Origin of the sequence: Modicisalibacter muralis, assembly GCF_900102945.1 — a bacterium.
In the GTDB taxonomy this organism is placed as follows: domain Bacteria; phylum Pseudomonadota; class Gammaproteobacteria; order Pseudomonadales; family Halomonadaceae; genus Modicisalibacter; species Modicisalibacter muralis.
The window spans coordinates 230,778-257,516 of sequence record NZ_FNGI01000001.1; the positions used below are offsets into that span (position 1 = coordinate 230,778).

A 26,739-nucleotide genomic window follows, 5' to 3' on the forward strand; every position below is an offset into this window, starting at 1 on the left:
TGAATGACGATTTCATCATAGCAGTGTGACTTGCCTTATCAACGGCTACCCGGAATCCCGGCGAGAAAGGTGTTCAGGCTGAAGCCTAGCCCCAGGCGCTGAACGTCCTGGTCATAGTCGATCAGGCTTTCGCCGTAACCGTCGTAATACTGGATGTAACCACGAATCTTGCCGACCAGCGGAAAGGAGTAATCGAGCCGGGCGCCGTAATGGTGTTTGCCGGGATTGCCACGCACCAGCAGGGACACTTCATGATCGCCGAACGCGCGTACCACGGTGATATCGCCGTAGCCGATGTAGTTGTCGAGATCGGGGTTGTCATCGTCTTCGTCGCTTTCGGGGATGCGCCAGTGGGGCGCCACGCTTACCGCCCAATCGCCGCGCTGAAAGAGCATGTCGGCGTAAATGCGGTTCCAACTGCGTGACAACGGCTGTGATTGACCGTTGGACTGATGCGCGTAGCCGATACGGTTGATGGTATTGGTCCAGCCGAACAGCGTCAGGTCGTTATCGAAGCTGACGAAGGCTTCCGGTTCATAATTGGTCTCGCGAAACGGCGATGAGGCATCGGCGTTGTAGGCCTGCCACCAACTGCGCTGGGTATAGGCGAAATAAAGGTCGCCGTTATCGCCGAACATGTCTTCCAGCACATTGATCTTGAGGCTGATCTGGAACTTGACCTCGGCCTTGTCGGCGTTGCCGTCGCTACTGATCGAGTTGAAGGCCTGTTGATCGGGGTTGGTGTTGTACGTCCAGGGCAGCAGATAATTGCGCCGATAGACGGTGATTGCCAATGGATTGTCTTCGGATTCCTGTTCCAGCTCACGGCGGGTTTCGGCCTGTTCCAGCGTCGCTTCGCTGACGGCGTCCGTGGCATCCTGCTGGTCGTTTTGGGCGATCGCCTGGGCGGAAGACCCCAGTGTCAAGGTCGTGAGTAGCAGGGTAGTGGCTTGCAGCCGGGTCGGCAGTGCCATAAAGGGAACATCCTGTATAAGGCATCAAACGTCTGTTTCTACCATGCCATGGCTGCAAGTCAATCGCTCACGGCAATGAATTGCCAAGTCGGCGGGACGACCGCACAATTCGCCGGCATTGTCGGGCAGTCAATCGAGGCGGGACGAGGGGATATCATGCAGGCGTTCGAACGCGCTGTGAAAGTAGGACTTTTGTGTTGGCTGTTGCTGTTATCGGCCAATGGCTGGGCTCAGCAATCGCCATCCCAGGCGTCGCTGCCAACGCGCGAGGCAGTCGCTCAGCGGCTGGAATCACTGACGGCGCAGGACCAGCCGGGGGCCAGCCAGAGCGAAGAGATCGAAACGCTGCGCGCCACGCTCGAAACGCTGGATGAAATCGCCGCGCTCGAGGCAAGCCGCGACGAACTGGAACAGCGCCTCAAACGGGCCCCCGAAGAGATACGACGCCTTGACCGGGCGCTGCGTGAAATCGCCGACAGTACCACCCCGAGTGCCGCGTCGCTGGAAGCGGTCTCGCAGAGCGAACTGGAGACGCGTATTGCCGACACGCTCGACGAATTGCAAGCGCTGCGGGATCGCCTGGCCGAGACCAATGCGCGTTTGATCGCCGCTCAAACGCTGCCCGAGCGTGCCCAAACGGCGATCACCGAGGCGCTGTCACGTATCGAGGAACTGCGCCTGACGCTCGACGGCGCCACCACGGACGAGCCCCGCGTTTGGCTGGCGCGCAGCGAGCGCTATCTGGCCGAGAGTCAGCTGGCGTTCAAGCGCCGTGAGCTGGCCAACAACGCTCGCCTGCAGGAGTTGGCCGAACTGCGCAGCGAGGTACTGGGGCACCGGGTCGATAACCTCGAGGATCGTCTGAGTCTATTGCAAGCGGTGCTCGACCAGAAGCGTCGCCAGGCACTCGAGACCACCATCAGCGAGTCGGCTGGTCGCGATCCATTGCTTGCCAATCACCCGCTGGCATCCCAGGTGCAGGCCGTCAATCGGCAATTGAACCTGGAACTGCTGGATGTCATCGATCGCGACAACCATCTCGAGCGTGAGGGCGTCAAGGTGCGCGCCCAGCTCGATCGGGTGCGTCAGGTGCAGCGCACGCTCACCGAGCAGATCGAGGCCATTCGCGGTAGCCTGCTGCTGTCGCGCATTCTGCGTGAGCAGCGCAATACCTTGCCGCGAGTGAATGCGACTCCCGGATTGCAGGAAAATATCGCCGACATTCGTCTCAAGCAGTTCGATCTGGGGCGTCAGCGCGAGGCGCTGCGCGATGCACGGCAGCGCGCCGTCGAGCGTATTCAGGAAGCCGGCATCGAGACAACGCCGGCGTTACTCGATTCCCTGACCCGGCTTTATGAGTTGCGCCGCGAACTTACCGATCAGTTGGAACTGGAATATGGCGAGTTGTTGACCACCGCCATCGACCTGCAACTGAATCAACAGCAATTGCTGGATATCAGCGAGACGCTACGCGCGACCATCGAGGAGCAACTGTTCTGGGTCGCCAGTCGCAGCCCGCTGGACCTGGCCTGGTTGCGTCAGGTGCCGAACCTGGTCGTCACGCAAGCCACCGAGGGGCAGTGGCGCAAACTGCTGGCCGGTCTCTGGCAGTCGCCGCGCCTGGCTGCGTTGTGGTCGCTGCCGTTGTTTCTATTGGCTGCGGGATTGTTGCTGCGGCGTTGGCGAATCAAGGCCCACCTAAAGAAGCTGCACGAGCAGATCGGTCGTCTCAAGCACGATACCCAGATGCACACGCCGCGGGCGGTTTGTCTCAATGCCATGCTGGCCGCGCCGGGGCCGCTGACCATGGCCGGGATTGGCGTGGCGCTGACACTGATAGGCGAGGCCTTCGGCATGAGATTGGGAGCGGCGTTGCTGCAACTGTCGCTGGCCTGGGGCGTGGTAGCGTTGGCCCGGCGCCTGTTGGTGGCCGATGGCGTGGCAATACGCCATTTCCACTGGCCGGCGGCCTATGCCGCGCGGTTGCGGTACCTGCTGCGCCTACTGGGTCTGGCGCTGATCCCGGTGCTGCTGATCAGCGGCCTGGCGCGTGGCGATGGACCGTCATTGGCCGCGAGCCCGCTGGCGCTGGCGTTACTGTTGGCGGGTCTGGTGGCCATGAGCGTGCTGACGGCGCGTTTGATCCTGGCTCACGTGCCGCACTTCGGCGTCAAGCTGTTTCGCCTGTTGCTGGGGCTGGCGCTATCGGCGGTGACGCTGGTGCTCGGCGGGCTGATCGTACTCGGCTACGAATACACGGCGCTACGCCTGATCGGGCGTTTCGTCGCCAGCCTGTATATCTTCGGCCTGTGGATTCTCATCGAGGCGGCGGTGGTTCGCGGGCTCGCCGTGGCGGCGCGTCGCCTGGCCTATCGGCGCGCGGTCGCGCGGCGGCGTGCCCAGGTGCAGGAGGGCGCAGAAGGCGGGCTGGAAGTCGTCGAGGAACCGCCGTTGGATCTCGAGCAGGTCAATCAGCAATCGCTGCGGCTGTCCAAACTGATCCTGTTTCTCGGCTTCACCCTGGTGCTGTATCTGGTCTGGGCGGATTTGCTGGCGGTGCTGTCGTATCTCGACAATGTCGAAGTGTGGTCGACCGTGAGCGGCTCGGGCGAGAGTCTGAGCGAAACGCCGATCAGCGTGGCCAATCTGCTCGTCGCGGTGGTCATCGTGGTGCTGACCTTCGTCATGGCGCGCAACCTGCCGGGGCTGCTCGAGGTGATGGTGCTTTCCCGCTTGTCGTTGAAGCAGGGCAGCGCCTATGCGATTTCCTCGCTGTTGTCCTACGCCATCGTCGGTACCGGCATCGTCGTGGCGCTGAGTACGCTCGGCGTGGCCTGGAGCAAGTTGCAGTGGCTGGTGGCGGCGCTTGGCGTGGGGCTGGGTTTCGGTCTGCAGGAGATTTTCGCCAACTTCATCTCGGGGCTGATCATCCTCTTCGAGCGGCCGATGCGCATCGGCGACACCATTACCCTGGGCAATCTGCACGGCACGGTCAGCCGCATACGTATCCGCGCGACCACGGTCACCGATTTCGACCGCAAGGAAATCATCATTCCCAACAAGACGTTCGTCACCGATCAGCTGATCAACTGGTCGCTATCGGACAACATCACCCGCGTGGTGCTCAATTACGGCGTGGCCCATGGCTCGGACCTGGATAGCGTGCACCGGCTGCTGCTCGAGGCGGCCAGCGCCAACAAGCGTGTGCTCAAGGACCCCGAGCCGCAGGTGTTCTGCACCAGTTACGGCGCCACGGCGTTCAATTTCGAGCTGCGTATCTTCGTCAATGACCTGCTCGACCGGCTATATGCCGCCGACGAGATCAACCGGCGCCTCGATGTGCTGTTTCGCGAGCACGGCGTGCGCGTCGCCTTCAACCAGATGGACGTGTGGCTGCACGATAGCGAGGGGCGCGAGACGAAGGTCGTCTCGCAGCCTGAGGACAAGCCGCTGGGAGAGCACTGACGTGGCGAACACTGAGGCTCAGCAGCGCCTGGCATGCAGCAGAAATTCGCGATTGCCGTCGCCGCCGAGGATCGGGCTGTCGCGCCATGCCAGCACCCTGAAGCCATGTTCGGCGCAGCAGGCACGGATGCGCGCCTCGACCTCGGCGTAACGTGCCGGGTCGCTGACGATACCGCGCTGATCGACGTTGTTGGGCCCGACCTCGAACTGCGGTTTGACCAATGACAACAGTTCGGCATCGCGCGCAAGCACGCGGCCCAGTTCGGGCAGGATCAGCGTCTGCGAGATGAACGATACATCCATGACCGCGACCGACACGCACTCGGGCGCGTGGCGCGCGATGGCCGTGGCCAGGCGCGGGTCGTCGGCCATGGCGCGGGCGTTGAGACCCTCGATGCAGGTGACGCGCGAGTCGTCGCGCAAGCCGGCATCGAGCTGGTCGTGGCCGACCTCGACGCCGATCACATGCGCGGCGCCGAAACGCAGCGCGCAATCGGTGAAGCCACCGGTGGACTGACCGATATCGAGCACCAGCCTGCCATCCAGGCACAATCCGACGGACTCGATCAGCGCCTCGAGTTTGAGCCCGGCGCGCGAGACGTAGCGCTCTTCGGCGTCGTCGGCAACCATCAGGCGACTGTCGTCGGGAAGTTTCTCGCCGGGTTTGGTCAGCGTTCGTGGCGGTGCAGCATCGAGCGTGACCCGGCCATTGCGGATCAACCGCTGGGCACGGGTGCGCGAGCGTGCCAGGCCTTGGGCGACCAGCAGTTGGTCGAGTCGCATCATGGCGTTTTCCGCAGTGATGGATGGGTGTTCTGGGTCGCGGCCCCGCGCCGGAACTCGCGCATCCAACGCGATAGCAGCGCCTGGCGTTTCAGGTCGTCGAGCGTGGCCAGCAGACCGGGGCTCAGGGGAATCGGGCGTAGCGCCCCACCCAGGCGCGCGCGCAGGGCGCTGGCGCTGCCGTCGCCCTTCAGTGCCGGATGCACGGCGCCGAGTGGCGTTTGCTCGCTGATCACCCGCTGCCCCGCCTCGCTCAGCAGGTAATCGAGAAACAGCTTTGCCGCGCGCGGATTATTGGCCGAACGCGCGATGAAGGCCAGCCGCTGCATCACCAGCGCATAGTCGTCGGGTACCGCGATGGTAAGCTCGGGGTGATCGCGCACGAAACCGCGCGCGTAGCTGCCCAGCAGGTTGTAACCGATCGAATAGCGGCCTTCGGCCAGGCCGACGAGCATCTCGCGGGTGGTGCCGACGAGTTCGGCATCGACGCTACCGAGTGCCGCGACCAGTTCCCAGTAGCGCGGCGAGAGCCGCGCTTCCTCGATCGCGTAGGTATAGCCGACGCCGCTGCTGGCCGGGTCGTAGGTGACCACGCGGCCGCGTAGCGCCTCGCTCTCGCGTTCGAGCAGTGCGAGCAGGTCGGCGTGACTTTCCACGGCGCCGAAGCGCTCGGCCAGTTCACGGCGATAGACGATCACGATGGGCTCAAAAGTGATGCCGAATAGCTCCTGACGCCAGCGCGCCCAGTCGGGCCAGTTGCGTGCCGACTCGCTATACAGGGGTTGGGCGTAACCGTCGTTGGCCAGGCGGTATTGCCAGGGCATCGCCGAGGACATCACCACATCGGCAGTAGCCTCGTTAGCATCGACCTCGCCGGCGTTGGACATGAACGTCCGATAGATTTCCAGGGTGGTGAAGTTGCGATAGGTCAGCTCGATATGCGGATAGCGGCGGTGGAAGTCATCCAGCAAGGGCTCGATCAGCGGCACATCCAGCGCGCCATGCACGACGAGCCGCGAGGCGGCGGTGTCGCTGGCGGGCGATGACGCATAGTGCAACTGAGCATCCGGGGAGTTCTGCGCCACGACCGGAGTACTGGTTAGCCACACTGCAGCCAGCCAGATCAGGACCAGCCACGACCGGCGTCCTGCACGCTGCCGTGGCCGACCAATGAGTCGTCGAATAGTCATGAGCGATCCCGGGAAAACGTCAGGGCGACGCGCAGGCCACTGCCCTGATGGGCATCATGCAGGCTCAGGCGTGCGCGATGGGTGCGGGCGATGCCGTCGACGATGGCCAGGCCCAGGCCGGAGCCCGCGCCATCCTGATGGATGCGATGGAAGGGGCGTAGCACGACCAGGCGCTGGTCGGCGGCGATACCGGGGCCGTCGTCCTCGACTTCGAGGGTGGCCGGTGCGTCGAGTACCCGCACGGTGATGCGCGTGGCGCCATAACGCCGCGCATTGTCGATCAGGTTGCCGAGCGCTTCTTCCAGTTGCCAGTCGATACCCGCGACCGACACCGGCGCCTGCGGTGTCTCGACACCCAGGTCGATACCGGCTCGGTGACAGGTCCCGAGCGCGTTGCGGGTCGCCGCACGGGCAATTTCGCTCAGGTCCAGGGGGCGAAGTTCGGCGGTCGCCTCGGGGTTGTTCAGGCGAGTCAGCGATAACAATTGCGTGGCCAGGCGCGCGGCGCTGGTACTGGTCGCTCCCATCGCCTGAAGCGCAGCGTGCCAGATGTCGGGGTCGTCCTGGCGCAATGCCAGTTCGGCGCGTGCCGAGAGCCCGGCCAGCGGTGTGCGCAATTGATGTGAGGCGTCGCCGATGAAGCGCTCCTGATTGGCACGCACGCGGCGCATGCGGGCGAGCAGTTCGTTGAGGCTTTCGCGCAGTTCGGCGAGCTCGCGAGGCAGCGGCAGTTCCAGTGGGGTCAAGGTGCGCGGGTCGCGCTCGCGAATCGCGCGGCGCAGACGGGTCAGCGGCGCAAGCGCGGAGCGAATCGCCAGCATTACCACGCCGACCGCCAGCAGGGCCATTAGCGCGAGACGCGCCAGGCTGCCCTGAAACAGCGACAGCGTCAGCCGCTCGCGGCCCTCGCGGGTATGCGCCACGCGCACCTCGAAGCGCTCGCGCTGGCTCCAGTCGTCGATCTGTGCTGCGCGAATGCCGAGTCTCAGTGGCAGGCCATGCCAGGTAATATCCGCATAATGCAGCGGCTTGCCGCTGCTTCTCTCGGGCCCCGACGGTAGCCGGGCACTGCCGGTGATGTAGTCGCCACTGGCATTGTAGATGGCGTAGAACACGCGCTCTTCGGCATCGGTGGTGAGCATTTCCAGCGCCGCCGGGGGCAGGTCGAGCCACAGGCGATCGCCTTGCCATTTGACCTGCTCGGCAATCGCCAGCGACGACGCTTCGAGCAAGCGGTCGAAGGCGCGATCCGAGGCCTCGCGGGCGCCGATATAGGCCTGCGCGAGCATTAGCGCTCCCAGCCCCAGCAGCGGCAGCAGCAGCCAGGCCAGCAGGCGCCGATAGAGACTTGCCGGAGCGCTGGTCCGGGCCGCCGTCACAGTGCCTCCAGCAGATAACCCAGGCCGCGCACCGTGCGCAGTTCCACCTCGCTGGTGGCGAGCCGCCGACGCAGGCGATGGACGTAGACTTCGATGGCATTGTCGCCCATCGCTTCGCCGGCGAAGGCCTGTTCGGCGAGGCGGGCCTTGTCGACCGGTTCGCCAGCGTGGCGCATCAGGCAGGCCAGCAGGCGTTGCTCACGCGGCGGCAGGTTGAGGGAGTCGCCGGCGAGGGTAAAGCGCTGGGCCAGGCTATCGAAACTCAAGCTACCGACCCGCAGCGTCGTATCGCGCGACTGGCGGCGTAGCAGGGCGCGTACGCGGGCTTCGAGTTCGTCGAGCGCAAAGGGTTTGGCCAGGTAGTCGTCGGCTCCCAGGTCGAGACCGCGCACTCGGTCCTCGATGGCGCCGCGCGCGGTCAGGATCAGCACCGGTGTGTGGCGGTCATGGCGGCGCAGCGCGGCGAGCACGTCCAGCCCGTTACACCCCGGCAGGTTGAGGTCGAGCAGGATCAGGTCATGGCCGTGGCCCGGCGCTTCAAGACGTTGCAGCGCCAGCTTGCCGTCGTCGAGCGCCATGACCTGATAGCCATCGAGCCGCAGGGTATCGGCGAGCGTTTCGGCGAGCAGGCGATCGTCTTCGACCAGTAATAATTTCATGCCGGTTCCTCCGCGATATTGCCGCGTTCGCCGGCCGGGCGTTGTGTCAGCTCGCTCAGCGCGACTTCCAGATGCGCTTCGGCAACGTGCCGCGCAAGACGCCCGCCGGGCCCCGACAACGACAGCCAAAGATTGCCCGGTGAGATCGTCAGATGGCGGCATACCATGATGCCGCCGGTGAACTCCATGGCGGGGTCGGTAGACGCTGCCACGTGCCATTCCAGGCCGGGGCGCAGGTCGTGTCGCAGTGTCGTATCGGGCAGGGCGACCAGGCGGCATTCGGCGCTGCCTGCGTCGGCTTCGATCAGCGCCGCGGTTTCTCCACTGGCGGCAGCCAGCGCGTCCAGCACCGGCTGCAGCCAGGCTTCCAGTTGGCGGCTGGGCAGGTGCCGACGCGCCAGGCGTAGCGGTGCACGGCCCATTCGGTAACGCCCATCGCTGCCGCGTTGTACATAATCGAAACGCTCCAACGAGCCCAGCAGGCGTAGCAGGGTGCTTTTATAGTACCCGGTGGCCGAGGCCAGCTCGGCGAGGGTGAATTGCTCCTGGGAGCAATCGAAGGCGCTGAGTATCGTCAACGCCCGCTCCACGGCTTCGACGCGGTCCTGTGCCATCCTGGTCCATGCCTCTTCGTGTGGTCATCGATGATGGGACGTCCTTGCCTGACCGACGTAAACAGCACCTATACGACTTTGGTTGTAACTGGCGGCCCAAGCGTTGACGTCGATGAGTAAGTTGCCTAGCTTTCTATTCTGAGGAACGAAGTTCTGCCTTACAGAATTGTAAGGTGATTGCCAACTTCCCGCAAGACCCACGTCTCGATCGCTTCACACACTGTCTTTCATGCAAAAGGGGACAACAACAATGTCGCTAAAAACGCCACTCAAGTTTCTCGCCGCGGCTACGCTGACGCTGAGCGCCAGCATGGCCATGGCCTTCGAGCCCACCGGCAAGGTGGAATGTATCGCGCCCTCCGACCCGGGCGGCGGCTGGGACTTCACCTGCCGTAGTGTGGGCAATGTGCTGGAAACCCTGGGAATGGTCCCGGGCAGCGTGCAGACCATCAACATGGCGGGCGCCGGTGGCGGCGTGGCTTACGCACATACCGTTAGCAAGCGCTCCGGCGACGAACAGTTGCTGGTTGCAGCCTCGACGGCGACCACCACGCGCCTAGCGCAGGGCCAGTTCCCCGGCATGACCGCCGAACAGGTCACCTGGATCGGCGCGGTGGGCGCGGATTATGGCGTTATCGCCGTAAATGCCGACTCCGAGTACAAAAACCTGCAAGACCTGATGAATGCGCTCAAGGAAGATCCGCAGTCGGTGAAGTTCGCCGGCGGTAGCGCCAACGGTGGCTGGGATCATCTCAAGGTGTTGATCACCGCGAACGCCGCCGGTGTCGATGACCTGCCCAAGATCGGCTACCTCTCCTATAACAACGGCGGTGAGGCGATGACCCAAGTGGTCGGTGGTCATGTCGATGCGTTCACGGGGGATATTTCCGAGGCTCAGGGTTTCATGGAGTCCGGCGACCTGCGCGTGTTGGCTGTGCTGTCCGAAGAGCGTCTGCCGGGCAAGTTCTCCGACATTCCTACCGCGCGTGAGCAGGGCATCGATTCTGTCGGCCCCAACTGGCGCGGCTTTTACATGCCGGGCGATATGTCCGATGAGGCCAAGCAGTACTGGGTCAACGCCATCGATGAGCTCTACGCCAGCGAGGAGTGGAAGAGCGTCATGAAGAAGAATGGTCTGATGCCGTTCCATCCAGGGGCCGACAAGTTCGAGACTTTCGTCAAATCGCAGATTCGCTCCATTGAAGATCTGTCCAAAGACATCGGGTTGATCAAGTAATGATCCTCAACGACCGTATCTTCGGTCTGCTGATGCTCGTCCTGGCCGTCGCGTACGGCTGGGGCGCCCAGCAGTTTCCCGAACCTTTCGGCGGGGTCGAGGCGGTCGGCCCCGAGACTTTTCCCACCATTCTTTCGGTCGTGCTGGCCTTGTCGAGCCTGTACCTGATCGTCAAGCCGGACCCCGATAACGCATGGCCTATGCGGCGTACGGCGCTGGAGATGCTGATCGCCGTGCTGGTGTTGATCGGTTATACGCTATTGCTCGAGCCACTGGGTTTCATCGCCTCCACCACGTTGGCGGTGGGGACGCTGTGCTGGCGCATGGGCGCCAGGCCGGTGCATGCCTACCCCATCGCCTTGGCCGGTGGCGTCGTGGTGTTCGTGCTGTTCAACTTCGTGCTTGAGCTGGCCTTGCCGCTGGGGCTGCTGTCATTCCTGGAGGCGCTCTGATGGAAACCATCAATTATCTCATCGATGGGTTCGGTGTCGCCCTAGCGCCGCATAACCTGATGTTCGCCTTGATCGGTGCCTTTTTGGGAACCCTGATCGGTGCGCTGCCAGGGCTGGGTCCGGCCAATGGCGTGGCAATCCTGATTCCGCTGGCCTTTACTCTCGGCCTGCGTCCCGAAACCGCTTTGATCATGCTGACTGCCGTTTATGCCGGGGCGATGTACGGCGGACGCATTTCATCGATTCTGCTGAATATTCCCGGTGACGAGCCGGCGATGATGACGTGTCTCGATGGTTACCCGATGGCCAAGCAGGGGCGTGCCGCCGAGGCACTGGTGATTTCCGCCGTGGCCTCGTTCATGGGCAGTTTGATCGCCACCATCGGGTTGATACTGCTGGCGCCGTTGCTGGCGGATTTCGCGCTGACTTTCGGTCCGGCGGAATATTTCGCCTTGTTCGTGTTGGCTTTCGCCACGCTGGGCGGCATCACTGGCAAGAATCCGGTGAAGACCATTCTCGCCGCGTCGATCGGGTTGATCATCGCCACCGTGGGCATCGATATTTCCACCGGCACCCAGCGCTTTACGTTCGGCGTGCTGAAACTTTACGAAGGCGTCGACTTCATCATTGCCATCGTCGGCCTGTTCGCCATCTCCGAATTGTTGTTCTTTATCGAGGAGCGTGCCGGCGCGGGACGCGAAGCGATCAAGGTCAACAAACTCAAGCTGTCGTGGAAGGATATCGTGCATGTGCTGCCGACCACCCTGCGTGGCAGCGTGCTCGGCTTCGTCGCCGGCGTGTTGCCGGGCGCCGGTGCCTCGCTGGGCAGCTTCATCGCCTATACCCTGGAAAAGAAGGTACTGGGCAAGAAGGGCCGCTTCGGCGAGGGCGACCCGCGTGGCGTGGCCGCGCCGGAATCCGGCAATAACGGCGCCTCCAGTGGTGCGCTGGTACCGATGCTGACCCTGGGTGTGCCGGGCAGCGGCACTACCGCAGTGCTATTGGCGATGCTGATTTCGTTCAATATCACGCCTGGGCCGCTGATGTTTACCCAGAATGCGGATATCGTCTGGGGGGTGATTGCGGCGCTGCTGATCGGCAACTTCCTGTTGCTGTTGTTGAACATCCCGTTGATCGGCATCTTCGTCAGGCTGTTGTCGGTGCCGCCGATGTATCTGCTGCCGATGGTCACGATGATCGCCTTCGTGGGGATCTACGCGATCAGCCACTCGACGTTCGATCTGTATTTCATGATTGCCTTTGGAATCGGTGGCTACCTGCTGCGCAAGCTGGAAATTCCGTTGGTTCCGGTCATCCTGGGGCTGCTACTGGGTCCGGAAATGGAGAAGAACCTGCGCCACGCGATGCAGCTTTCCAACGGCGACTGGACCGTCCTGTGGGGCAGTGGTCTGGCGATCGGCCTGTGGGCCGTGGCAATTCTGGGTCTGGTGCTGCCGGTGTTCGTCGGCCCGATGCTGCGCCGACGCATGAAAGCTGGCGTCCAGTCGGACTGAGGCGCCGAGCCTCTTGAACGACTAATCGGATGACCCCGGCAGTGCGCGCTGCCGGGGTCTTTCATTGAAGGGGAAGCATGGCAGGGAGGCGCGCTTGGTTTCATCGACGCTAACGTCAATGCTGCGCTCACTGGGGGTGGGCATCATAGGCGGGCTGGTGTTTCAGCTTGCGGGTATGCCGCTGGCATGGATGCTAGGGCCGCTGGTGGCCAATCTGGTGGTGTCGGTGCGCGGCGTCGAGGTGCGCATTCCCGAACGAATGCGCGAATTGTTCCTCGGCGTGCTGGGGTTGGTGCTGGGTAGCCAGGTGACGCCGGCGCTGGCGCACCGCGTATTGGACTGGCCGATATCGGCGGCGTTGCTGCTGCTGGGCGTGTTTTGTTCCACCGCGCTGGCCGCCGCCTGGTATCGATATTGCGGGTTCGATCGGGTGAGCGCATGGTTCGCCTCGGCACCGGGGGCGATGACCGCAATGGTGTTGATGGCCGACAAGGTGGGCGGCGACCCTCAGCGCATCTCGGTGGCTCAGTCGCTGCGGGTCATTCTGGTCATTCTGATCTTGCCGCCGTTATTCTGGACCTTCGAGGGTGCCGCGCCGGCTGACACCGCTTCGGTCGATCGGCACCAGGATCTCTGGCTATTGCTGATATTGCCGCTGATCGTTCCACTGGGGCGCTGGCTGCGCCTGCCGACACCTGCGCTGCTGGCGCCGTTGTTCGTGGCGGTAGCGCTGGGCATCGGTGGCGTCGCCAGCTTGCATTTGCCTGGTTGGGGTATGAATACGATGCTCTGGGTGTTGGGCTGCGCGATTGGCTCGCGTTTCAAGGGGCTCTCGGGCAGGCGCTTGGGGCGTTATGTCTGGCAGGCCGGCGTGGCGACCGCGTTGGCACTCTGCGTGCTGGCGGTATTCGCCGAGCTGATTCATCGCGCGGTGGGTGTGCCTCGCGACGTCGCGTTGCTGGCCCTGGCGCCCGGCGGGATCGGTGAAATGGCGATCGTCGCCGTGGCGCTGGGCCTGGACCCGATGTTCGTGGCGTTCCACCACTTGCTGCGCATGGTCGCCTTGATGATCGTTGCACCGTTGTGGGCGCGTTGGCTGAGCCGACACGCCCAGAGCGACCGAGACGACTAGCTTGTCAGAGGATTAGCCGGGCACCGTTTCCTGGCCGTCATCCGCTTGCAGGCCCGTCTCGGGTAAACGGTCCCTACCCCAACTGCGCTGTATCTTGTCGATTACCGTATGCACGTACTGCGTTTCGACCTGGGTGGGATCGCCTGGCTCGAGCGGATCGTAATGAAAGATATAGACGCGCGACACGAAGTCCTCGAAGGGCAGCGAGGCTTCGCCGAAGCGCTCGCCATTCCCCGCGGTGCTGACTACCACGCCGTCGCCCCAGTCCTGGCCGCTGTCGTTGTTGGGATTGTAGAAATACATGCGCATGACCTGTTGTGGGTCGAGGCTCACGCGTAGCAATGTGATGGCGTGCCAGCCGATGAAGCGGGCGGCGCTGTCAGTGACCGCGATGCCGGCAGGCTGTGGATGGATCAGCGGCTGATTGCCGTTGAAGTAGGGGTGATAGCTGGCATAGAAATAGCGCAGGAAGTCGTCGAGTTGGTGCAGTTTGCCGGTGGCGACATCGACCGCGATGCGAAAGCCGCGACCGGCCCACCAACCATGGAACTCGGGGTTGATCCAGCGATGCGGGTCTTCGCTGCGACCCACGCAGCGTCGGCCCATCTCGACGTAGATGCGATCCAGATGCGGAACCACCAATAGCGATACCGGATCGAGATCGAATGGCAATCCCTTGGCGACGCCTTCCAGGTTCTCGCGGGACGAAACCGGCTGCCCTTCGAAGTGCATGATGATTTCGTCATCACGGGTCGCCCAGGCGACCATCTGCAGCAAGTAATCGGGATCGTTATAGGCCCACATCGACAGCGCGCGCGCCGACTGGCAGGTCGGATTGTTGCCCTGACCGACACCCAGCGGCTGGCCGAGCATGCATAGCACGCCTTCCATCAGTCGCGCGTTCGGCGCGGGAGTGTTGCCGAAGGCGAGAATCAGCCGTTGCTGGGAGTAGGGCGACAGCGGCAGGGCGACCTGGCGCCACAGTGCCGGCGCCACGGGCGGCTGGTAAAGGATGCCGCGTTCGAGCAGCAGCGCCAGGCCATACACGGCTTGGCTGGTCTGCGGGTGCACGCCGAGATCGATCATGGCGTGAACCAGTTCGCGGTAGCACAGCAGGCAGTCGCGTCCGGTGCTCGACAGCCCCATGGCTTCGGCCAGCAAGTGCTCGCCGTGGTTCAGCAGGTGGCGTAGCAGCACGGTGTGATAGGGCGAAACCAGGCCGGTATCGTGCATGGCGCGGGCAAAGCCGGTCGCTTCATATTGCAGCGCGGCGGTGTCCATGCTGCCCAGGCGTTCGAGATAGGCATCCAGCCCCGGGTCTTCGCGGCAACCATGCGTGGTGCCGAACAGACTGCTGATCAGCCGATCGGCGCCCTGGCCGCTATTGCCAAGATCGATCTCCGGATTGGCGCGGCAGGTCGCGATCTGCAGAATCATCTGTTTGACCGAGTCGACCTGGATCGGACGCTGCTGGAGGATCCGCCAGATTTCATCGACCAGTTGGTCGATGACATGCTCGTAACCGATGCCCTCGGCCAGATGCCGATACAGGGCGCGAGTGAGTAGTGCCAGATCGCCCTGTTGGGTACGCTCCGTTTCACTGGGTGGCGTGAACAGCAGTTCGAGATTCAGCGCCAGCACTTGTGTCAGGTAATGGTGGGCCTGCTCCGTGGAAATGCCGGCATGCAGATACGTACCGTGTGCCACCGCCAGCAGGCGCAATTCGCTGAGCGCCTCCATCACCACCGTTTCCGACGTGCCGGATTGCAATGAATGCCTGGCCAGCGACGGAATCAGAATCTGCGGAAAAGCCCAGTCCGAGCCATTGAAGATGCCGGCAGCCTCAATGTCGGGCGCACGTTGCTCGAGCGCAGCACAGCCGCCTTCCAGCATCAAGACTCGTCGCGCCACCGTCAGCACGCGACCGGTTTTCAGTGGCTTGGCGAAGTCCTTGGTTCTGGCAAGGATAGCCACCGCCTCGTCCAGGTTGTCCAGCAGCTTCTCCAAGCTGCCGGACACATTGACGCTACGCTCATCGTTGGTAGTCAAACAAACTCCTTATTGCCATCCAGATAGATGGCGGATCAGACGTAGAAGTCCAGATCTTCCTGGTGCTTAAGCAGGTCACGCATGCGATGCGGATCGTCGCCGAAGAAGTATACCAGCCCCCAGTGCGTTCCAAACGCCGTACGCTTGGTCACCGTCTCTTCGAGCGGTGAAGTCAGTTCGTGGGACTCGAAGTATTCATGCTGCTCGGTTTCCTCGGGAATTTCGAGCTTGCTGACCACGCGGCGGCGCGGGTAGACCCCGAAACAGCCGGCATGACCCTTGGCATCGACCACTTCGCGAGGGAAGAACGCGGTGATTTCCTCCTCGGTGGTCTTGGGATCGAATGCCAGTACCATGCCCTGATAGGCATTGAAGCCATAGGCGCGCTCCAGCAACTCGAAGACCTTGAAGCCGGGCGGGCGGTAGGCAACCTCGCCGAAGTACATCTCGCCATCGCTGGTGACGAAGTATTCGGGGTGAATGAAGCCGAACTCGATATCGAAGGTCTTGATCAGCTTCTCGATCTGCCGGGTGATGGCATCGCGATACCTCTCGAGCTCCGGCGTGGCCGGGACGAACACCGAATAGCCTAGGGTCACGTACTCGGAGATATTGAGAAAGCGAATCTTGCCATCGTGAACCCAGGCCTCCACGGCGAATTCCCAGCCGTCCAGGTGGCTTTCCATCAGCACCGGGAATTCCTCGTCGGGGATCGTATCCACCTCGTCTGGCGTGCGGATCACCCGATGCCCCAGGCAGCCGGCCTTGTCGAAGGCCTTGAGGTGAATCGGGTCGTTGGGGTCGCCATCCAGCTTGAGCAGGGTCTGATTGACCCGCTTGAGAAAACGGATGACATCGCCCTTGTCATGGGCTTCCTCGAAGATACCGACACGAATGCCGCCAAGCTGCGCGCGGCGCTTCATCAATGCCTTGTCGCGAAACAGAATCGATTGACCGAACAGGCGCGGATTGTCGAGCAGCACCGCGTTGATGGCGCCTGCCCACTCGACCGTTTCCTCGAACAGTGGGATGGCGACATCCACACCTTCTTCCTTGAGGCGCTGCGCTATTTCCATGGAGCGGTCGTTCAGACGCTCGAAGTTCCAGGGTAAATAGGGAATGTCGTGTTCCTTGCAATAATCCTCCGCCCACTCGGGAGCCACGACTATGTAGCGCCGGTCGAAGCGGTCGATGGCTTCGATGGCGTTCAGGCTCCAGCCGAGAATGGCAACGTAGCCCTTGCTGTTGTCCTTGGTCATGGCAATTTCTCCTTGTGGGTACAAGCAAGATGCCGCGAAAAGTGTATGTAGCGTTGAGCGCGCGGCATCGTTTCACATGCTACCAGTAGCTTAGCTCATCCAGCGAACAGCTAGCCTCGACGGCCCGGGTGCCGGCAGGCTTGCCGCTGTCATTGCGCGCTGTTATAGTGCCGGCGCGCTCAAGCCAAGTGACTGATGACTCACGCTTGTTTGAGCCTCTCGGTAACTGCCGGTCGATCCAAGAATCCATGGGTAAAAAGATTCGATCGAGAACACCGAGACGACTGTGGTGGCCCTATCGGTCCTCCCGCAACGCTAAACTGCGAACCCCGCCAGGCCCGGAAGGGAGCAACGGTAGTGGTGGCTGCGTGTGCCGGGATGTGGCTGGTGGGGCCGCCTCCATTTTGGGCCCGGTATTCCTCTCGGCTCATCGATTCGCCAACCGCTTGCGAACTGGTTCCTGCCGCGCGTATCCAGCCGCCACTTCTCCCTTCGATTATCCTAATAGACATTCGACCGTTATCATGTGAGCGATACTGCGGACGTTCGAATTGATGGAAAGCCCTCGGCGTGGATATCGGCGCATACGCCACACCCTCTCCAAGCTCGAATAGGGATGAACATGACGGACGACGGTTACGCATTGGTCCACGAACCCCCTGAGGTCGAAGTCTATCTGAGGCTTCGTCGAGAAGCCGGAATGAACGAGCGAAGCGCGCCGGGTGCCGGGCGTGGTCTACCCAATAGCCTCTTTGCCGTGCAAGTGACCTATCAGGGCGAGACCGTCGGCATGGGACGAGTGGTCGGTGACGATGGCTGCTTCTATCAGGTGGTGGATATCGCCGTGAAGCCCGCCCATCAAGGGCAGGGACTGGGGAAACGCATCATGGGCGAGATTCGCGATTACATTCTGCGGACAGCCCCGCCCAATGCCTTCGTCAGCCTGATGGCCGATGGGGAAGCCCATAGGCTCTATGCCCAGTTCGGTTTCAGACCCACGCACTCCCTCGGCATGGGCTGGTACCCTAACCTCATCTCCGATTGAACTCTCGTCGATTCGCCAACCGCTAGCGGTGCTTGTCGATTGCCGATGCTATGCCGCGTAACACACGGCCTCCTGGGGCGGTGAAAGCCCGGCACTGACACCGGCCTACGTTTGCCCACAAGGGCGAACCGGTAATGAGGCATCAATGAAATCGAACTCTTGAATGTCTCGAGGTCTTGCTGGAGGCAATTATTCTTGGATGCGACGTGATATGTCGCTTATAGGGACGATACTCGGTTCATTACATTGCACGGGAGAATGTCATGCGCTGGGAATCGCTGCTCGATACCAATTGGATGTCGACTTCTAATGAAGCCGATGAAGTGGAGTTATCGCTGGCACAGCTAATCGCATTGAAGCTGGTCAGCCTGCATGGTAATCCAAGCCATTTCGATGAATCTGACTGGAAGGAGCTATTCAACTGGTTAGGCATGGATGTGGAGGAGACGTTATTGAGCAACCAGCCAGCTGCCGCTATTTTGCGTAAAGTTCAGGCTAGGCGGCGTTTGCATGAGCTGTCACCTCTAAAGGGACGAGTGGATACGGCGCTGGTTGGCATCTGTGAGCAATTCGCGAAGGTCTTTGGGTTGAACGAGACGGAACGCGACCTGACGATACTGGCCTGGCTCAACTTCCGCCACAACCTGTTGAGGGATCTTTGTGACTCTATTGAAATACACGATTTTTCTCAGATAGCCGCTTTGATTGCAGGCCTGATTGGGCACTCTCCGAGACAGGTTTCCCAGGCATTGCATTGCAATGGCCCTTTGATGCGCTTCGAGATTCTGGAAGCACCTCATAGCACTCGTGATCTGTTGGATGCTACCAGGCCAGGTAATACTCTGGAAAACCTTGCTCCTTTATTGGTAGAAGATTGCGATAATCCCGAGGTTATCGATAAGTGCTTGTCTCGGTTGCTCATTCAGCTATGCCCACGCGTGCCGGTTGCCGTATTGCCATTGCATAGCTTTAGCTATGTTTCCCAACTTCAGTTGATTGTTGATTACCTGAAACGTGCGCTGAGCGAGCGGCGCTCCGGCGCTAACGTATTGCTATACGGCGCTCCCGGTGTCGGTAAGACTGCTCTGGCTCGGGCCTTGGGACAGGTGCTCGGTGGCGAAATGTTTGAGGTTCCCGTCGAGGATGAAAAGCAGCAACCTTACGAGCCTGCGACTCGATTGAATCGCTACCGTATGGCGCAGCGTCTGCTGGAAGGCAGATCGAATGCGTTGTTATTGTTCGATGAGATCGAGGATGCCTTCGCGGGTAAAAAGCAGGTACCCAAGGCATGGACCAACCAGGTATTGGAGCGCAATACCGTGCCGGGACTGTGGTTGAGTAACAGCGTGATCAAGCTAGATCCCGCTTTTCTGCGTCGTTTCGACCTCATCATCGAAATTAAACCCCAGAGCAGTAAAAGGGGGCATCCGCAAGTGTGCGCGTTATTGCAGAATTTGCCGATTCTGATGGACGCTAAAAAGCGCTTGGCCAAGCAGTCGTGGATGACGCCAGCCATCGCCCATCAATTAGCCGAGCTGGGGGCGTTATTACCCGCGCATGAACCACTGCGCAACCAGCGGCGACTCAAGGCAGTATTGCGTGAACGTTTGCGCGCACTGGGAGAAAATGACTTGGCGCTGAATAGGGTGTTTGACGCGACTCTTTCGCAGCCATCGACTGTCAAGCGGCTCATGCCAGACTATCGACTAACCTGGCTGAACACCCAGCCGGCATTATCCCGCGTGACCCGCCAAGTTCAGCGCCGTGGCTGTGCGCGGCTCTGCCTGCATGGCCCGTCTGGTAGTGGCAAAACCGCACTGGCTACTTATCTGGCGGATTTGCTCGGCAGGCCGCTGGTCAAGGCGCATGCCAGCACATTACTCGATATGTTCGTGGGTGGCACAGAACAAAAACTTGCCGAGCTGTTCGAGAATGCGCGAGATAGAGGGGCCGTGCTGCTACTCGATGAAGCCGACACTTTTTTGATGAACCGGGCGCGGGCTGATCAGAGCTGGGAAGTTTCTCAGGTCAATGAATTGTTGGTGCAATTGGAAAATTTCGATGGCGTATTTATCGCCACCACCAATCGCTTCGAATATCTCGATCATGCGGTGATGCGTCGCTTCGATCTCAAGGTTGGCTTCGACTTTTTGAAAATAACCCAGTTGCGTGAGTTGCTGCAGGAGGTGATTCCCGAGCGAGACCGCAAGGCGCTAGCAGCACTTTCTGATAATCAGCTTGCGGCTTATTCGCTGACACCGGGTAATATTTACACCGCGCTGGATCAACTCGACCTGCGTGGCTGCCCGCTGCGCCTGAACAGTCTGCTTAAGGCGCTAGAGCTTGAACAGCAGACTCGCCAAGGACACGGCAACCGTATGCCGATCGGCTTTATCAATTCCCACCGGCCTATGCCCGTGCTGGCTGATAAGGATAGACACGCGGCACGGCGAGAATAGAGTATTGGCGAACCTGCCCTTGGTCGAGAAGGTTATGATGGCTCTAGGGCAGGATGAGACGTTTCTTCAAAGACATTCTCTTGAACCCACTTGGCCAAGGTCGAGAGGGCGACCATAGCACTCTCTAGGGTGGCTTCCTTTGGCCATGCGCTTAGGATCAATAACAAGTTATTATCTTCGGACCAAGCGACGCTCTCATTGTCGCGAGGGTACCATGGCCAATTTTTTGCGGTGATCTTCTCGAATTTATGCCGTATTTGTTTTAAATTCCACCGTTCCGACTCTTTGATGCAGGCTTGCACATAAAAACCTTCTTTCGCCAGGCCAGATTCGGAAAAAACCAACATGACATGCGCTTGGTTATTCCATTTCTCTGGATAAAATCGTAATACCTTGTAGTCATCAACAGCCTTGTTAGTGAGGCTGTGAAGTGCGGTGCTTTTTATTTCATCTGTCGCCAGTGACTCCCGGAGGCATTGCTCACCTTTATTATTTAGGTGGGCTTTGAATTCTTTTAATAGATTGGCGGATTTTATTAGCTGTGGATAGTTGTTTAATACGATAGGGAGTTCTTTGTTGTCCATGGTTTTCTCCTCTTTACGGTTTTCAATCGATCTAAGGTGTAGTAGAAGCTCTTGGTAGAAGACCTGCCACTTGGTATGAGAGGACTCCGCAACATCTTGTCCGAATAATGACAGCGCTTTATTGATGAGCTGATCATAGGATATATTATGCCAATCTTTGTGCTCTGCAGGGATTTCGTGCTTGTTATGACTCGGGCGAAGCACGCACTTTACCCGTGTTACACAATCATAACTCTCGAGACATTCGTTATATTGTGCGAAAGGGTTGTCGATCAGGGCATTAACCTTATGCTCGATTCCCAGCACAAAGTTTCCATCGCTGACCACCAGGTCGATGCGCCCTCCATCCGGGCAAACGACTTCACATTCGGTTTCTATGCTTTCCCAATGGATACCGGCCAATTTCTGAGCATCGAAATGCCCGTTGTCGGATAGGCAAGTCAGCAGGGCCTTTGCCAGCCACCTGGGCGCCCCCTGGCGGCTTCCCATGAATAATGCCAACAGTTTTGAAAGCGGATTTTCCTTGTCGCCAGGCCCACCAGCGGAGAAAAAATTGGGTTCCGGTACCTCTATTTTCAGCAGTTCCAGCTCTTTCAGAAAATTTTCTAATTCGCTCATGCGTGGTTCGCCCTACGTTTGATCGGTTCCTATGGCCTGCGTTTTATCGGTTCTTATAGAAAGCTCCGTTGCTACGCTGGGGCTAATAGCCTGCCATGATGGATCGGAGTGAGATGCAATATTAGTTAACGGCAATCCTGACCAATCCTGAAGCTGACATCGCCACGCTTTCCGCTACTGCCCCCAACCGCTAGAATGTCGGTTTACTTCTGGCCTTGGTCGCTGCCGGCCTTCGCCTATCACCCTTTGCAAGGATTCCGCGCTGCATGAGCTATCAGGTGTTGGCCCGCAAGTGGCGTCCGCGCACCTTCCATGAACTGGTCGGCCAGGAGCACGTTCAGCGTGCTCTGGTCAACGCGCTCGACCAGGGAAGGCTGCATCACGCTTACCTGTTCACCGGTACGCGCGGGGTCGGCAAGACGACGCTGGCGCGTATTCTCGCCAAGTGTCTGAACTGCGAGACCGGCGTGACCTCGACGCCTTGTGGTCAGTGCTCGACCTGCCGCGAGATCGACGAGGGCCGTTTCGTCGACCTGATCGAGGTCGATGCCGCCTCGCGGACCAAGGTAGAGGATACCCGCGAGCTGCTCGACAACGTGCAGTACGCGCCGACCCAGGGCCGCTACAAGGTGTATCTCATCGATGAGGTGCACATGCTGTCGACCCACAGTTTCAATGCGCTGCTCAAGACGCTCGAGGAGCCGCCGCCCCACGTCAAGTTCCTGCTTGCCACCACCGACCCGCAGAAACTGCCGGTAACGGTGCTGTCGCGCTGCCTGCAGTTCACTCTCAAGAACATGCCGCCGGAGCGCATCGTCGGGCATCTCTCAAAGGTGCTCGAGGCCGAGCAGGTGACGTTTGAAGAAACCGCGCTGTGGTTGCTGGGCAAAGCCGCCGATGGCTCGATGCGCGACGCGCTGAGCCTGACTGACCAGGCCATCGCTTTCGGCCAGGGGCAGGTGAATCGCAGCGACGTGGCGGCCATGCTCGGCACGCTCGATCAGCATCATCTATTGGCGCTGGCCGAGGCACTGGCCGAGGTCGATGCCGCCCGCGTGTTGGCCGAAGTCGCCAGCCTGGCCGAGCAGGGCCCCGATTTCGCGGGTATGCTCGACGAACTGGCGGGCATCTTTCATCGCCTGGCTATCGCCCAGATGGTGCCCGAGGCGCTGGATAACGGCCATGGCGATCGCGATGCACTGCTGGCCCTGGCGGCGCGTTTCACCGCCGAAGACGTCCAACTCTATTACCAGATCGGCCTGCAGGGCCGTAGCGATATGGATAGCGCGCCGGATGCCCGCACCGCGCTGGAGATGACGCTACTGCGTATGCTGGCGTTTCGCCCGCAGGGCGTGCCCAAGCCGCCGCAAACGCCCCTGCCGCTGCGTGGCGAACAGCAGGCCGGTGGCTCTGAGCCGAGTCCGCCAGCGGCCGAGGCGGCGAAGCCCGAATTGGCTTCCTCGGTGGAGTCGGAAATACCCCCGCAGGATGACGCTCCGCCGCCTTGGGAAGCGTTACCCGAGGCCAGTGAGCCGGAACAGCAGCAGGAACCCGAAGCACAAGTAGAGCCAGAGGAACCGGCCGAGACACGCGACATGCCATCCGAGGCGGCGGTCAGCCCGGCGCTTTCGACGCCTGCCGAGCCGCCGGCTGCCGAAATCCCGCCCGCAGCGACGGGTGACACCCTCGCCGGGGAAGCGGCGATTGAGGAGGCCGCCGAAGCAGCCACTGCCGAAGCAGTCGCCGTGGTCGATCAGGACCTCGAGTCTCAAGCCGAACCCGAACCCGAGCCCGACCTTGAGCCGGTGGTGATCGATTCGGCGAGCGGTTTCGATCATGCCGCCTGGCTGGAAACATTCCCGCGTCTGGCGCTATCGGGGCTGACCCGCAACCTGGCGGCGCATTGCGTGATCGAGCAAGACGACGGCCAGCGACTGTCGCTGCGCCTCGACCCCAGCCAGGCGGCGATGAATGCCGAGGTGCATGTCGAGCGAGTACGAAAAGCATTGGCCGAGGTGGGCGTCGAGCGGAAAATCGTGATCGAGGCGGGCGAGTTGCCGGATACGCTCGAGACGCCCAAGGCGCGCAGCGACCGCGAAGCGGCCCAGCGCCACGGCGAGGCGGTTGAAGCGCTGCGTGGCGACCCGCATATCCAGCAATTGGAGCAGGCTTTCGATGCGCGTCTGCTGGAGCAGACTGTCGCGCCGCAAACTCGCGCGCAATGAAATTGCCACGGTGGCGCGGGTAGGCCATCGTATCCTGACAAGACCATATTGATGAGGTGACAGCATGTTCAAGGGCGGAATGGGCAACCTGATGCAGCAGGCTCAGGAAATGCAGGAGAAGATGCAGCAAATTCAGGAAGAAATCGCGCGCACCGAGGTCAGCGGTGAAGCCGGCGCCGGCATGATCAAGGTGACCATGAACGGCCGTCATGACGTGAGCAAGGTCGACATCGACCCGAGCATCCTGGAAGAAGACAAGGAGATGCTCGAGGATCTGTTGGCCGCCGCGGTCAACGATGCGGTGCGCAAGGTCGAGGCCAATTCCAAGGCCAAGATGGAAGAGGCGACCGCTGGATTGAATCTACCAGCAGGCTTCAAGATGCCCTTTTAGGCTCTTGCTAAAACTGCCTGCACTCGATCATACGGCGTTAAAAATCAGCTTAAAATACTCATTTACTTTTATGTAAACTCCGTTTTTTCGCTGATTTTTGCCTTGTCTGATCATCGTTCGCCGACTTTTCGCTAAGAGCCTTGCCTATGAGCTTCTCGCCGCTTGTCGACCGCCTGCTCGAAGCGTTGCGCGTGCTGCCGGGCGTTGGGCCGAAGACCGCTCAACGCATGGCGCTGCACCTGCTCGAACGCGATCGTGATGGCGGTCGTCGCCTGGCTGGCGTGCTTGCCCAGGCGTTGGAAGAGGTCGGCTATTGTCGGCGCTGCCGCACATTGACCGAAGAAGACATGTGCGCGCTATGCACCAGTCCACGGCGTGACGATGGGGTGCTCTGCGTGGTGGAGTCGCCGGCCGACATGCTGGCCATCGAGGATGCCGGCGGCTATCGCGGCCACTATTTCGTGCTGCACGGTCACCTTTCGCCGCTCGATGGTATTGGCCCGGAGGATATCGGACTCGACCAACTCGATGTACGCCTCGATGAAGGCGGCGTCGAGGAGGTCATTCTCGCCACCAACCCCACCGTCGAGGGCGAAGCTACCGCGCACTATATCGCCGAGCAATTGCGTGAGCGCGGCATGCGTCTGTCGCGACTGGCCTATGGCGTGCCGATGGGCGGCGAACTCGAGTACGTCGATGGCGGCACCTTGAGCCGGGCCTTCAATGGTCGGCTACCGTTTCGTGGCGAATGAACGCCAGGCACGACCTGCCATCTCAAGAATCACTGACTCCAAAAACCAAAGTTGCCTTCATGTCCCTTGACCCCACGATACACTGGATCGATACCACCGCCGCCCTGGACGCCGCCTGCGCCAAGCTGGGCGACGCCGAGGCACTCGCCGTGGATACCGAATTCTTTCGCGAGTCGACGTTTCACCCGGTGCCGGCGCTACTTCAGTTGTCGTCGGGCCAGGATGTCTACCTGATCGATCCCCAGGCGTTGTCGGCAACCCCCGCCTTGCAGCGATTGCTGGGCGAACAAGGGCCACTCAAGCTGTTGCACGCCAGCAGTGAAGACCTCGAAGTGATCGGCAACTGGGCCGGCGTGGTAATGCAGCCGCTGATCGATACCCAGCTAGCGCAAGCGCTGCTCGGCGAGGTTCCATCGATGGGCTATCAGCGTCTGGTCGAGCATTGGACGGGCGACGTCTTGCCCAAGGACGAAACGCGCTCCGACTGGCTGACACGGCCGCTCAGCGAGGCACAGGCACGCTATGCCGCGCTCGATGTCATCTATTTGCCGGGGATCTGGGCGTTGCAGCGCCAGGCGCTCGAAGATTTGGACCGCCTGGCCTGGCTCGAGGAAGACTGCGCCGCATTGGTCGCCCAGGCTGGTCGTGATGTCGACAGTGACAGCGGCTGGCATCGCCGCCATCGTCAGCTATGGCGATTGGCGGCACGCTCGATAGCCGCATACCAACGCTTGACGATATGGCGCGAAGCCGAGATTCGCAGCCGCGACATGCCGCGTAGCTGGTTGGTCAGTGACAATGTGCTGTTCGCAATTGCCGATGCGATGCCGACCAATCGTTACGAATTGGCGGCGGTGGAGGGCGTCAAGCCACCGCTGGTCAAGCGTGAAGGCGATGCCTTGCTGGCAATCGTCCGTGAAGCCGCGCACCTCGATGGCGATCGATTGCCGGACGTACTGCCCTCGCCGATGTCGGGGCCGTTCAAGCGCCGGTTCAAGGCGCTCAAGAGCCAGGCAAACAGTACCGCCGAGCGTTTGGGAGTGGCGCCGGAGTTGCTGGCGCGGCGTCGCGATCTCGAGGCCCTGGTGGTTGCCGATCTGGAGCGACAGCCGCTGCCATTGCCCGAAGGCTGGCGTGGTGAACTGCTGGCCGAGAATTTTCAGCGGGCGTTAAGCGAAATCGATGCCGAGGCCGAGAGGAACTGACGATGGGCAAGTTGCTCTGTGAGATATTCAAAAGCTCGCGTAAGGACGAGCTTTATCTTTACGTGGACAAGGCGCGTGGTCTCGTCGATGTTCCCGAGGTTCTACTCGAGCGTTTCGGCAAACCGGTTTCTGCGATGACGTTGATTCTCAGCGAAAACAAGCCGTTGGCACGTGCCGATGTTAATGATGTGATCGCGGCTATCGAGGCCAAGGGCTTTTATTTGCAGATGCCGCCGGCTAGGGATGAATACATGCTCGATCTATACCGAACTCCCACCGAAGCGCGCTATTGAGATGCGCGAACGCTTCTGGGAGCGCTTCACCCTCGATGAACTGAGCGTTGAGGAGTGGGAGGCGCTGTGCGATGGCTGTGGCCAGTGTTGCCTGCTGAAAGTCGAGGACGAAGACAGCGGCGACGTGGCGGTGCTCAACGTGGCCTGCGAGCTGCTGGATATCGGTAGCTGTCGCTGTGGCGACTACGCCAATCGCTTCGCGAAGGTGCCCGACTGCACCCAGCTAACGCCCGAGCGGGTCGACGATTTTCGTTGGCTGCCCAAGTCGTGCGCCTACCGGCGAGTGCATGAGGGGCGCAAGCTGGCGCGCTGGCATCCGCTGATCTGCGGCGATCCCCAGCGTGTGCATCGCAAGGGCATCAGCGTGGCGAGCTTCGCCGTCTCGCAACGCGACGTGCCCGAAGACGAGCTCGATGAGCACATCATCGCGATCCTGCCTATCGACTCATGATGACGGCGT

22 protein-coding genes and 1 other RNA gene are annotated in these 26,739 nt (G+C 61.0%); 14 read left to right on the forward strand and 9 right to left on the reverse strand.

From position 1 onward, the window contains the following. Positions 1-38 precede the first annotated feature (38 nt). The gene (locus tag BLR92_RS01155) at positions 39-974 is read right to left on the reverse strand and encodes a phospholipase A (protein ID WP_089724696.1); all 936 of its coding nucleotides are present in this window, start codon (positions 972-974) and stop codon (positions 39-41) included. 156 nt (positions 975-1,130) lie between these two features. Here BLR92_RS01155 and mscK point away from each other — a divergent pair, with 156 nt between their 5' ends. After that, the gene (mscK, locus tag BLR92_RS01160; RefSeq protein WP_089724699.1) at positions 1,131-4,439 is read left to right on the forward strand and encodes a mechanosensitive channel MscK; all 3,309 of its coding nucleotides are present in this window, start codon (positions 1,131-1,133) and stop codon (positions 4,437-4,439) included. An 18-nt stretch (positions 4,440-4,457) separates the two neighbouring features. Here mscK and BLR92_RS01165 read toward each other — a convergent pair whose 3' ends face one another. From BLR92_RS01165 to BLR92_RS01185, 5 genes are read right to left on the reverse strand one after another with little or no spacing between them, the layout of a single operon-like run. Then, a complete protein-coding gene (locus BLR92_RS01165; protein ID WP_089724701.1) occupies positions 4,458-5,225 on the reverse strand; it encodes a TlyA family RNA methyltransferase in 768 nt (255 codons plus the stop codon). Beyond that, positions 5,222-6,412, reverse strand: a complete 1,191-nt coding sequence (locus BLR92_RS01170; RefSeq protein ID WP_089724703.1) for an ABC transporter substrate-binding protein — start codon at positions 6,410-6,412, stop codon at positions 5,222-5,224. Before BLR92_RS01170 ends, BLR92_RS01165 begins: the two co-directional genes overlap by 4 nt. Continuing rightward, positions 6,409-7,791, reverse strand: a complete 1,383-nt coding sequence (locus BLR92_RS01175; RefSeq protein WP_245703876.1) for a sensor histidine kinase — start codon at positions 7,789-7,791, stop codon at positions 6,409-6,411. The genes BLR92_RS01170 and BLR92_RS01175 overlap by 4 nt, the downstream gene beginning before the upstream one ends. Continuing rightward, positions 7,788-8,450 carry a response regulator transcription factor gene (locus tag BLR92_RS01180; protein WP_089724705.1) on the reverse strand — a complete coding sequence of 221 codons (663 nt, stop codon included), beginning with the start codon at positions 8,448-8,450 and terminating at the stop codon, positions 7,788-7,790. The genes BLR92_RS01175 and BLR92_RS01180 overlap by 4 nt, the downstream gene beginning before the upstream one ends. Next, a complete protein-coding gene (locus tag BLR92_RS01185) occupies positions 8,447-9,064 on the reverse strand; it encodes a helix-turn-helix domain-containing protein (protein WP_089724707.1) in 618 nt (205 codons plus the stop codon). The genes BLR92_RS01180 and BLR92_RS01185 overlap by 4 nt, the downstream gene beginning before the upstream one ends. A 250-nt stretch (positions 9,065-9,314) precedes the next feature. On the opposite strand from BLR92_RS01185, the gene BLR92_RS01190 reads away from it, so the two are divergent. From BLR92_RS01190 to BLR92_RS01205, 4 genes are all read left to right on the forward strand, one after another. Beyond that, entirely contained in the window at positions 9,315-10,301 is a 987-nt protein-coding gene (locus tag BLR92_RS01190) for a Bug family tripartite tricarboxylate transporter substrate binding protein (RefSeq protein WP_089724709.1), read from the forward strand. Then, positions 10,301-10,753, forward strand: a complete 453-nt coding sequence (locus BLR92_RS01195; RefSeq protein ID WP_089724711.1) for a tripartite tricarboxylate transporter TctB family protein — start codon at positions 10,301-10,303, stop codon at positions 10,751-10,753. Before BLR92_RS01190 ends, BLR92_RS01195 begins: the two co-directional genes overlap by 1 nt. After that, a complete protein-coding gene (locus tag BLR92_RS01200) occupies positions 10,753-12,267 on the forward strand; it encodes a tripartite tricarboxylate transporter permease (protein WP_089724713.1) in 1,515 nt (504 codons plus the stop codon). Before BLR92_RS01195 ends, BLR92_RS01200 begins: the two co-directional genes overlap by 1 nt. 118 nt (positions 12,268-12,385) lie before the next feature. Next, positions 12,386-13,399, forward strand: a complete 1,014-nt coding sequence (locus tag BLR92_RS01205; protein WP_089724715.1) for an AbrB family transcriptional regulator — start codon at positions 12,386-12,388, stop codon at positions 13,397-13,399. 12 nt (positions 13,400-13,411) lie between these two features. Here the strand turns inward: BLR92_RS01205 and BLR92_RS01210 are convergent, their stop codons facing one another. Together BLR92_RS01210 and BLR92_RS01215 are read right to left on the reverse strand one after the other, a co-directional pair. Next, positions 13,412-15,448: a hypothetical protein gene (locus BLR92_RS01210; protein WP_089724718.1), complete on the reverse strand. Its 2,037-nt coding sequence runs from the start codon at positions 15,446-15,448 to the stop codon at positions 13,412-13,414. A 35-nt stretch (positions 15,449-15,483) separates the two neighbouring features. Then, positions 15,484-16,707: an ATP-grasp domain-containing protein gene (locus BLR92_RS01215; protein WP_089724720.1), complete on the reverse strand. Its 1,224-nt coding sequence runs from the start codon at positions 16,705-16,707 to the stop codon at positions 15,484-15,486. 296 nt (positions 16,708-17,003) lie between these two features. Between BLR92_RS01215 and ffs the strand changes: the two genes are divergently transcribed. From ffs to BLR92_RS01230, 3 genes are all read left to right on the forward strand, one after another. Then, positions 17,004-17,100: signal recognition particle sRNA small type (gene ffs, locus BLR92_RS01220), an RNA gene on the forward strand. Positions 17,101-17,407: 307 nt separating this feature from the next. Further along, positions 17,408-17,752, forward strand: a complete 345-nt coding sequence (locus tag BLR92_RS01225; protein WP_217636512.1) for a GNAT family N-acetyltransferase — start codon at positions 17,408-17,410, stop codon at positions 17,750-17,752. A gap of 263 nt (positions 17,753-18,015) precedes the next feature. Next, positions 18,016-20,211: an AAA family ATPase gene (locus BLR92_RS01230; protein WP_089724722.1), complete on the forward strand. Its 2,196-nt coding sequence runs from the start codon at positions 18,016-18,018 to the stop codon at positions 20,209-20,211. A gap of 32 nt (positions 20,212-20,243) precedes the next feature. Here BLR92_RS01230 and BLR92_RS01235 read toward each other — a convergent pair whose 3' ends face one another. Next, complete coding sequence (locus BLR92_RS01235; RefSeq protein WP_089724724.1) at positions 20,244-21,413, reverse strand: PD-(D/E)XK nuclease family protein; 1,170 nt, start codon at positions 21,411-21,413, stop codon at positions 20,244-20,246. A 266-nt stretch (positions 21,414-21,679) separates the two neighbouring features. On the opposite strand from BLR92_RS01235, the gene dnaX reads away from it, so the two are divergent. The 6 genes from dnaX to BLR92_RS01265 all read left to right on the forward strand — a co-directional run bounded on the left by dnaX (position 21,680) and on the right by BLR92_RS01265 (position 26,730). Further along, positions 21,680-23,638 carry a DNA polymerase III subunit gamma/tau gene (gene dnaX / locus BLR92_RS01240; RefSeq protein ID WP_089724725.1) on the forward strand — a complete coding sequence of 653 codons (1,959 nt, stop codon included), beginning with the start codon at positions 21,680-21,682 and terminating at the stop codon, positions 23,636-23,638. A gap of 64 nt (positions 23,639-23,702) precedes the next feature. Continuing rightward, positions 23,703-24,029, forward strand: coding sequence for a YbaB/EbfC family nucleoid-associated protein (locus tag BLR92_RS01245; RefSeq protein ID WP_089724727.1), 327 nt, complete (start codon positions 23,703-23,705; stop codon positions 24,027-24,029). Positions 24,030-24,175: 146 nt separating this feature from the next. After that, entirely contained in the window at positions 24,176-24,781 is a 606-nt protein-coding gene (recR, locus tag BLR92_RS01250) for a recombination mediator RecR (RefSeq protein WP_089724729.1), read from the forward strand. 59 nt (positions 24,782-24,840) lie between these two features. Next, positions 24,841-25,986, forward strand: coding sequence for a ribonuclease D (gene rnd, locus BLR92_RS01255; RefSeq protein WP_089724731.1), 1,146 nt, complete (start codon positions 24,841-24,843; stop codon positions 25,984-25,986). A gap of 2 nt (positions 25,987-25,988) precedes the next feature. After that, positions 25,989-26,279, forward strand: coding sequence for a YcgL domain-containing protein (locus BLR92_RS01260; protein ID WP_089724733.1), 291 nt, complete (start codon positions 25,989-25,991; stop codon positions 26,277-26,279). Position 26,280: 1 nt separating this feature from the next. Further along, positions 26,281-26,730 (forward strand): YcgN family cysteine cluster protein, encoded by a 450-nt coding sequence (locus BLR92_RS01265; RefSeq protein ID WP_089724735.1) that lies wholly within the window; start codon positions 26,281-26,283, stop codon positions 26,728-26,730. Positions 26,731-26,739: the final 9 nt, after the last annotated feature.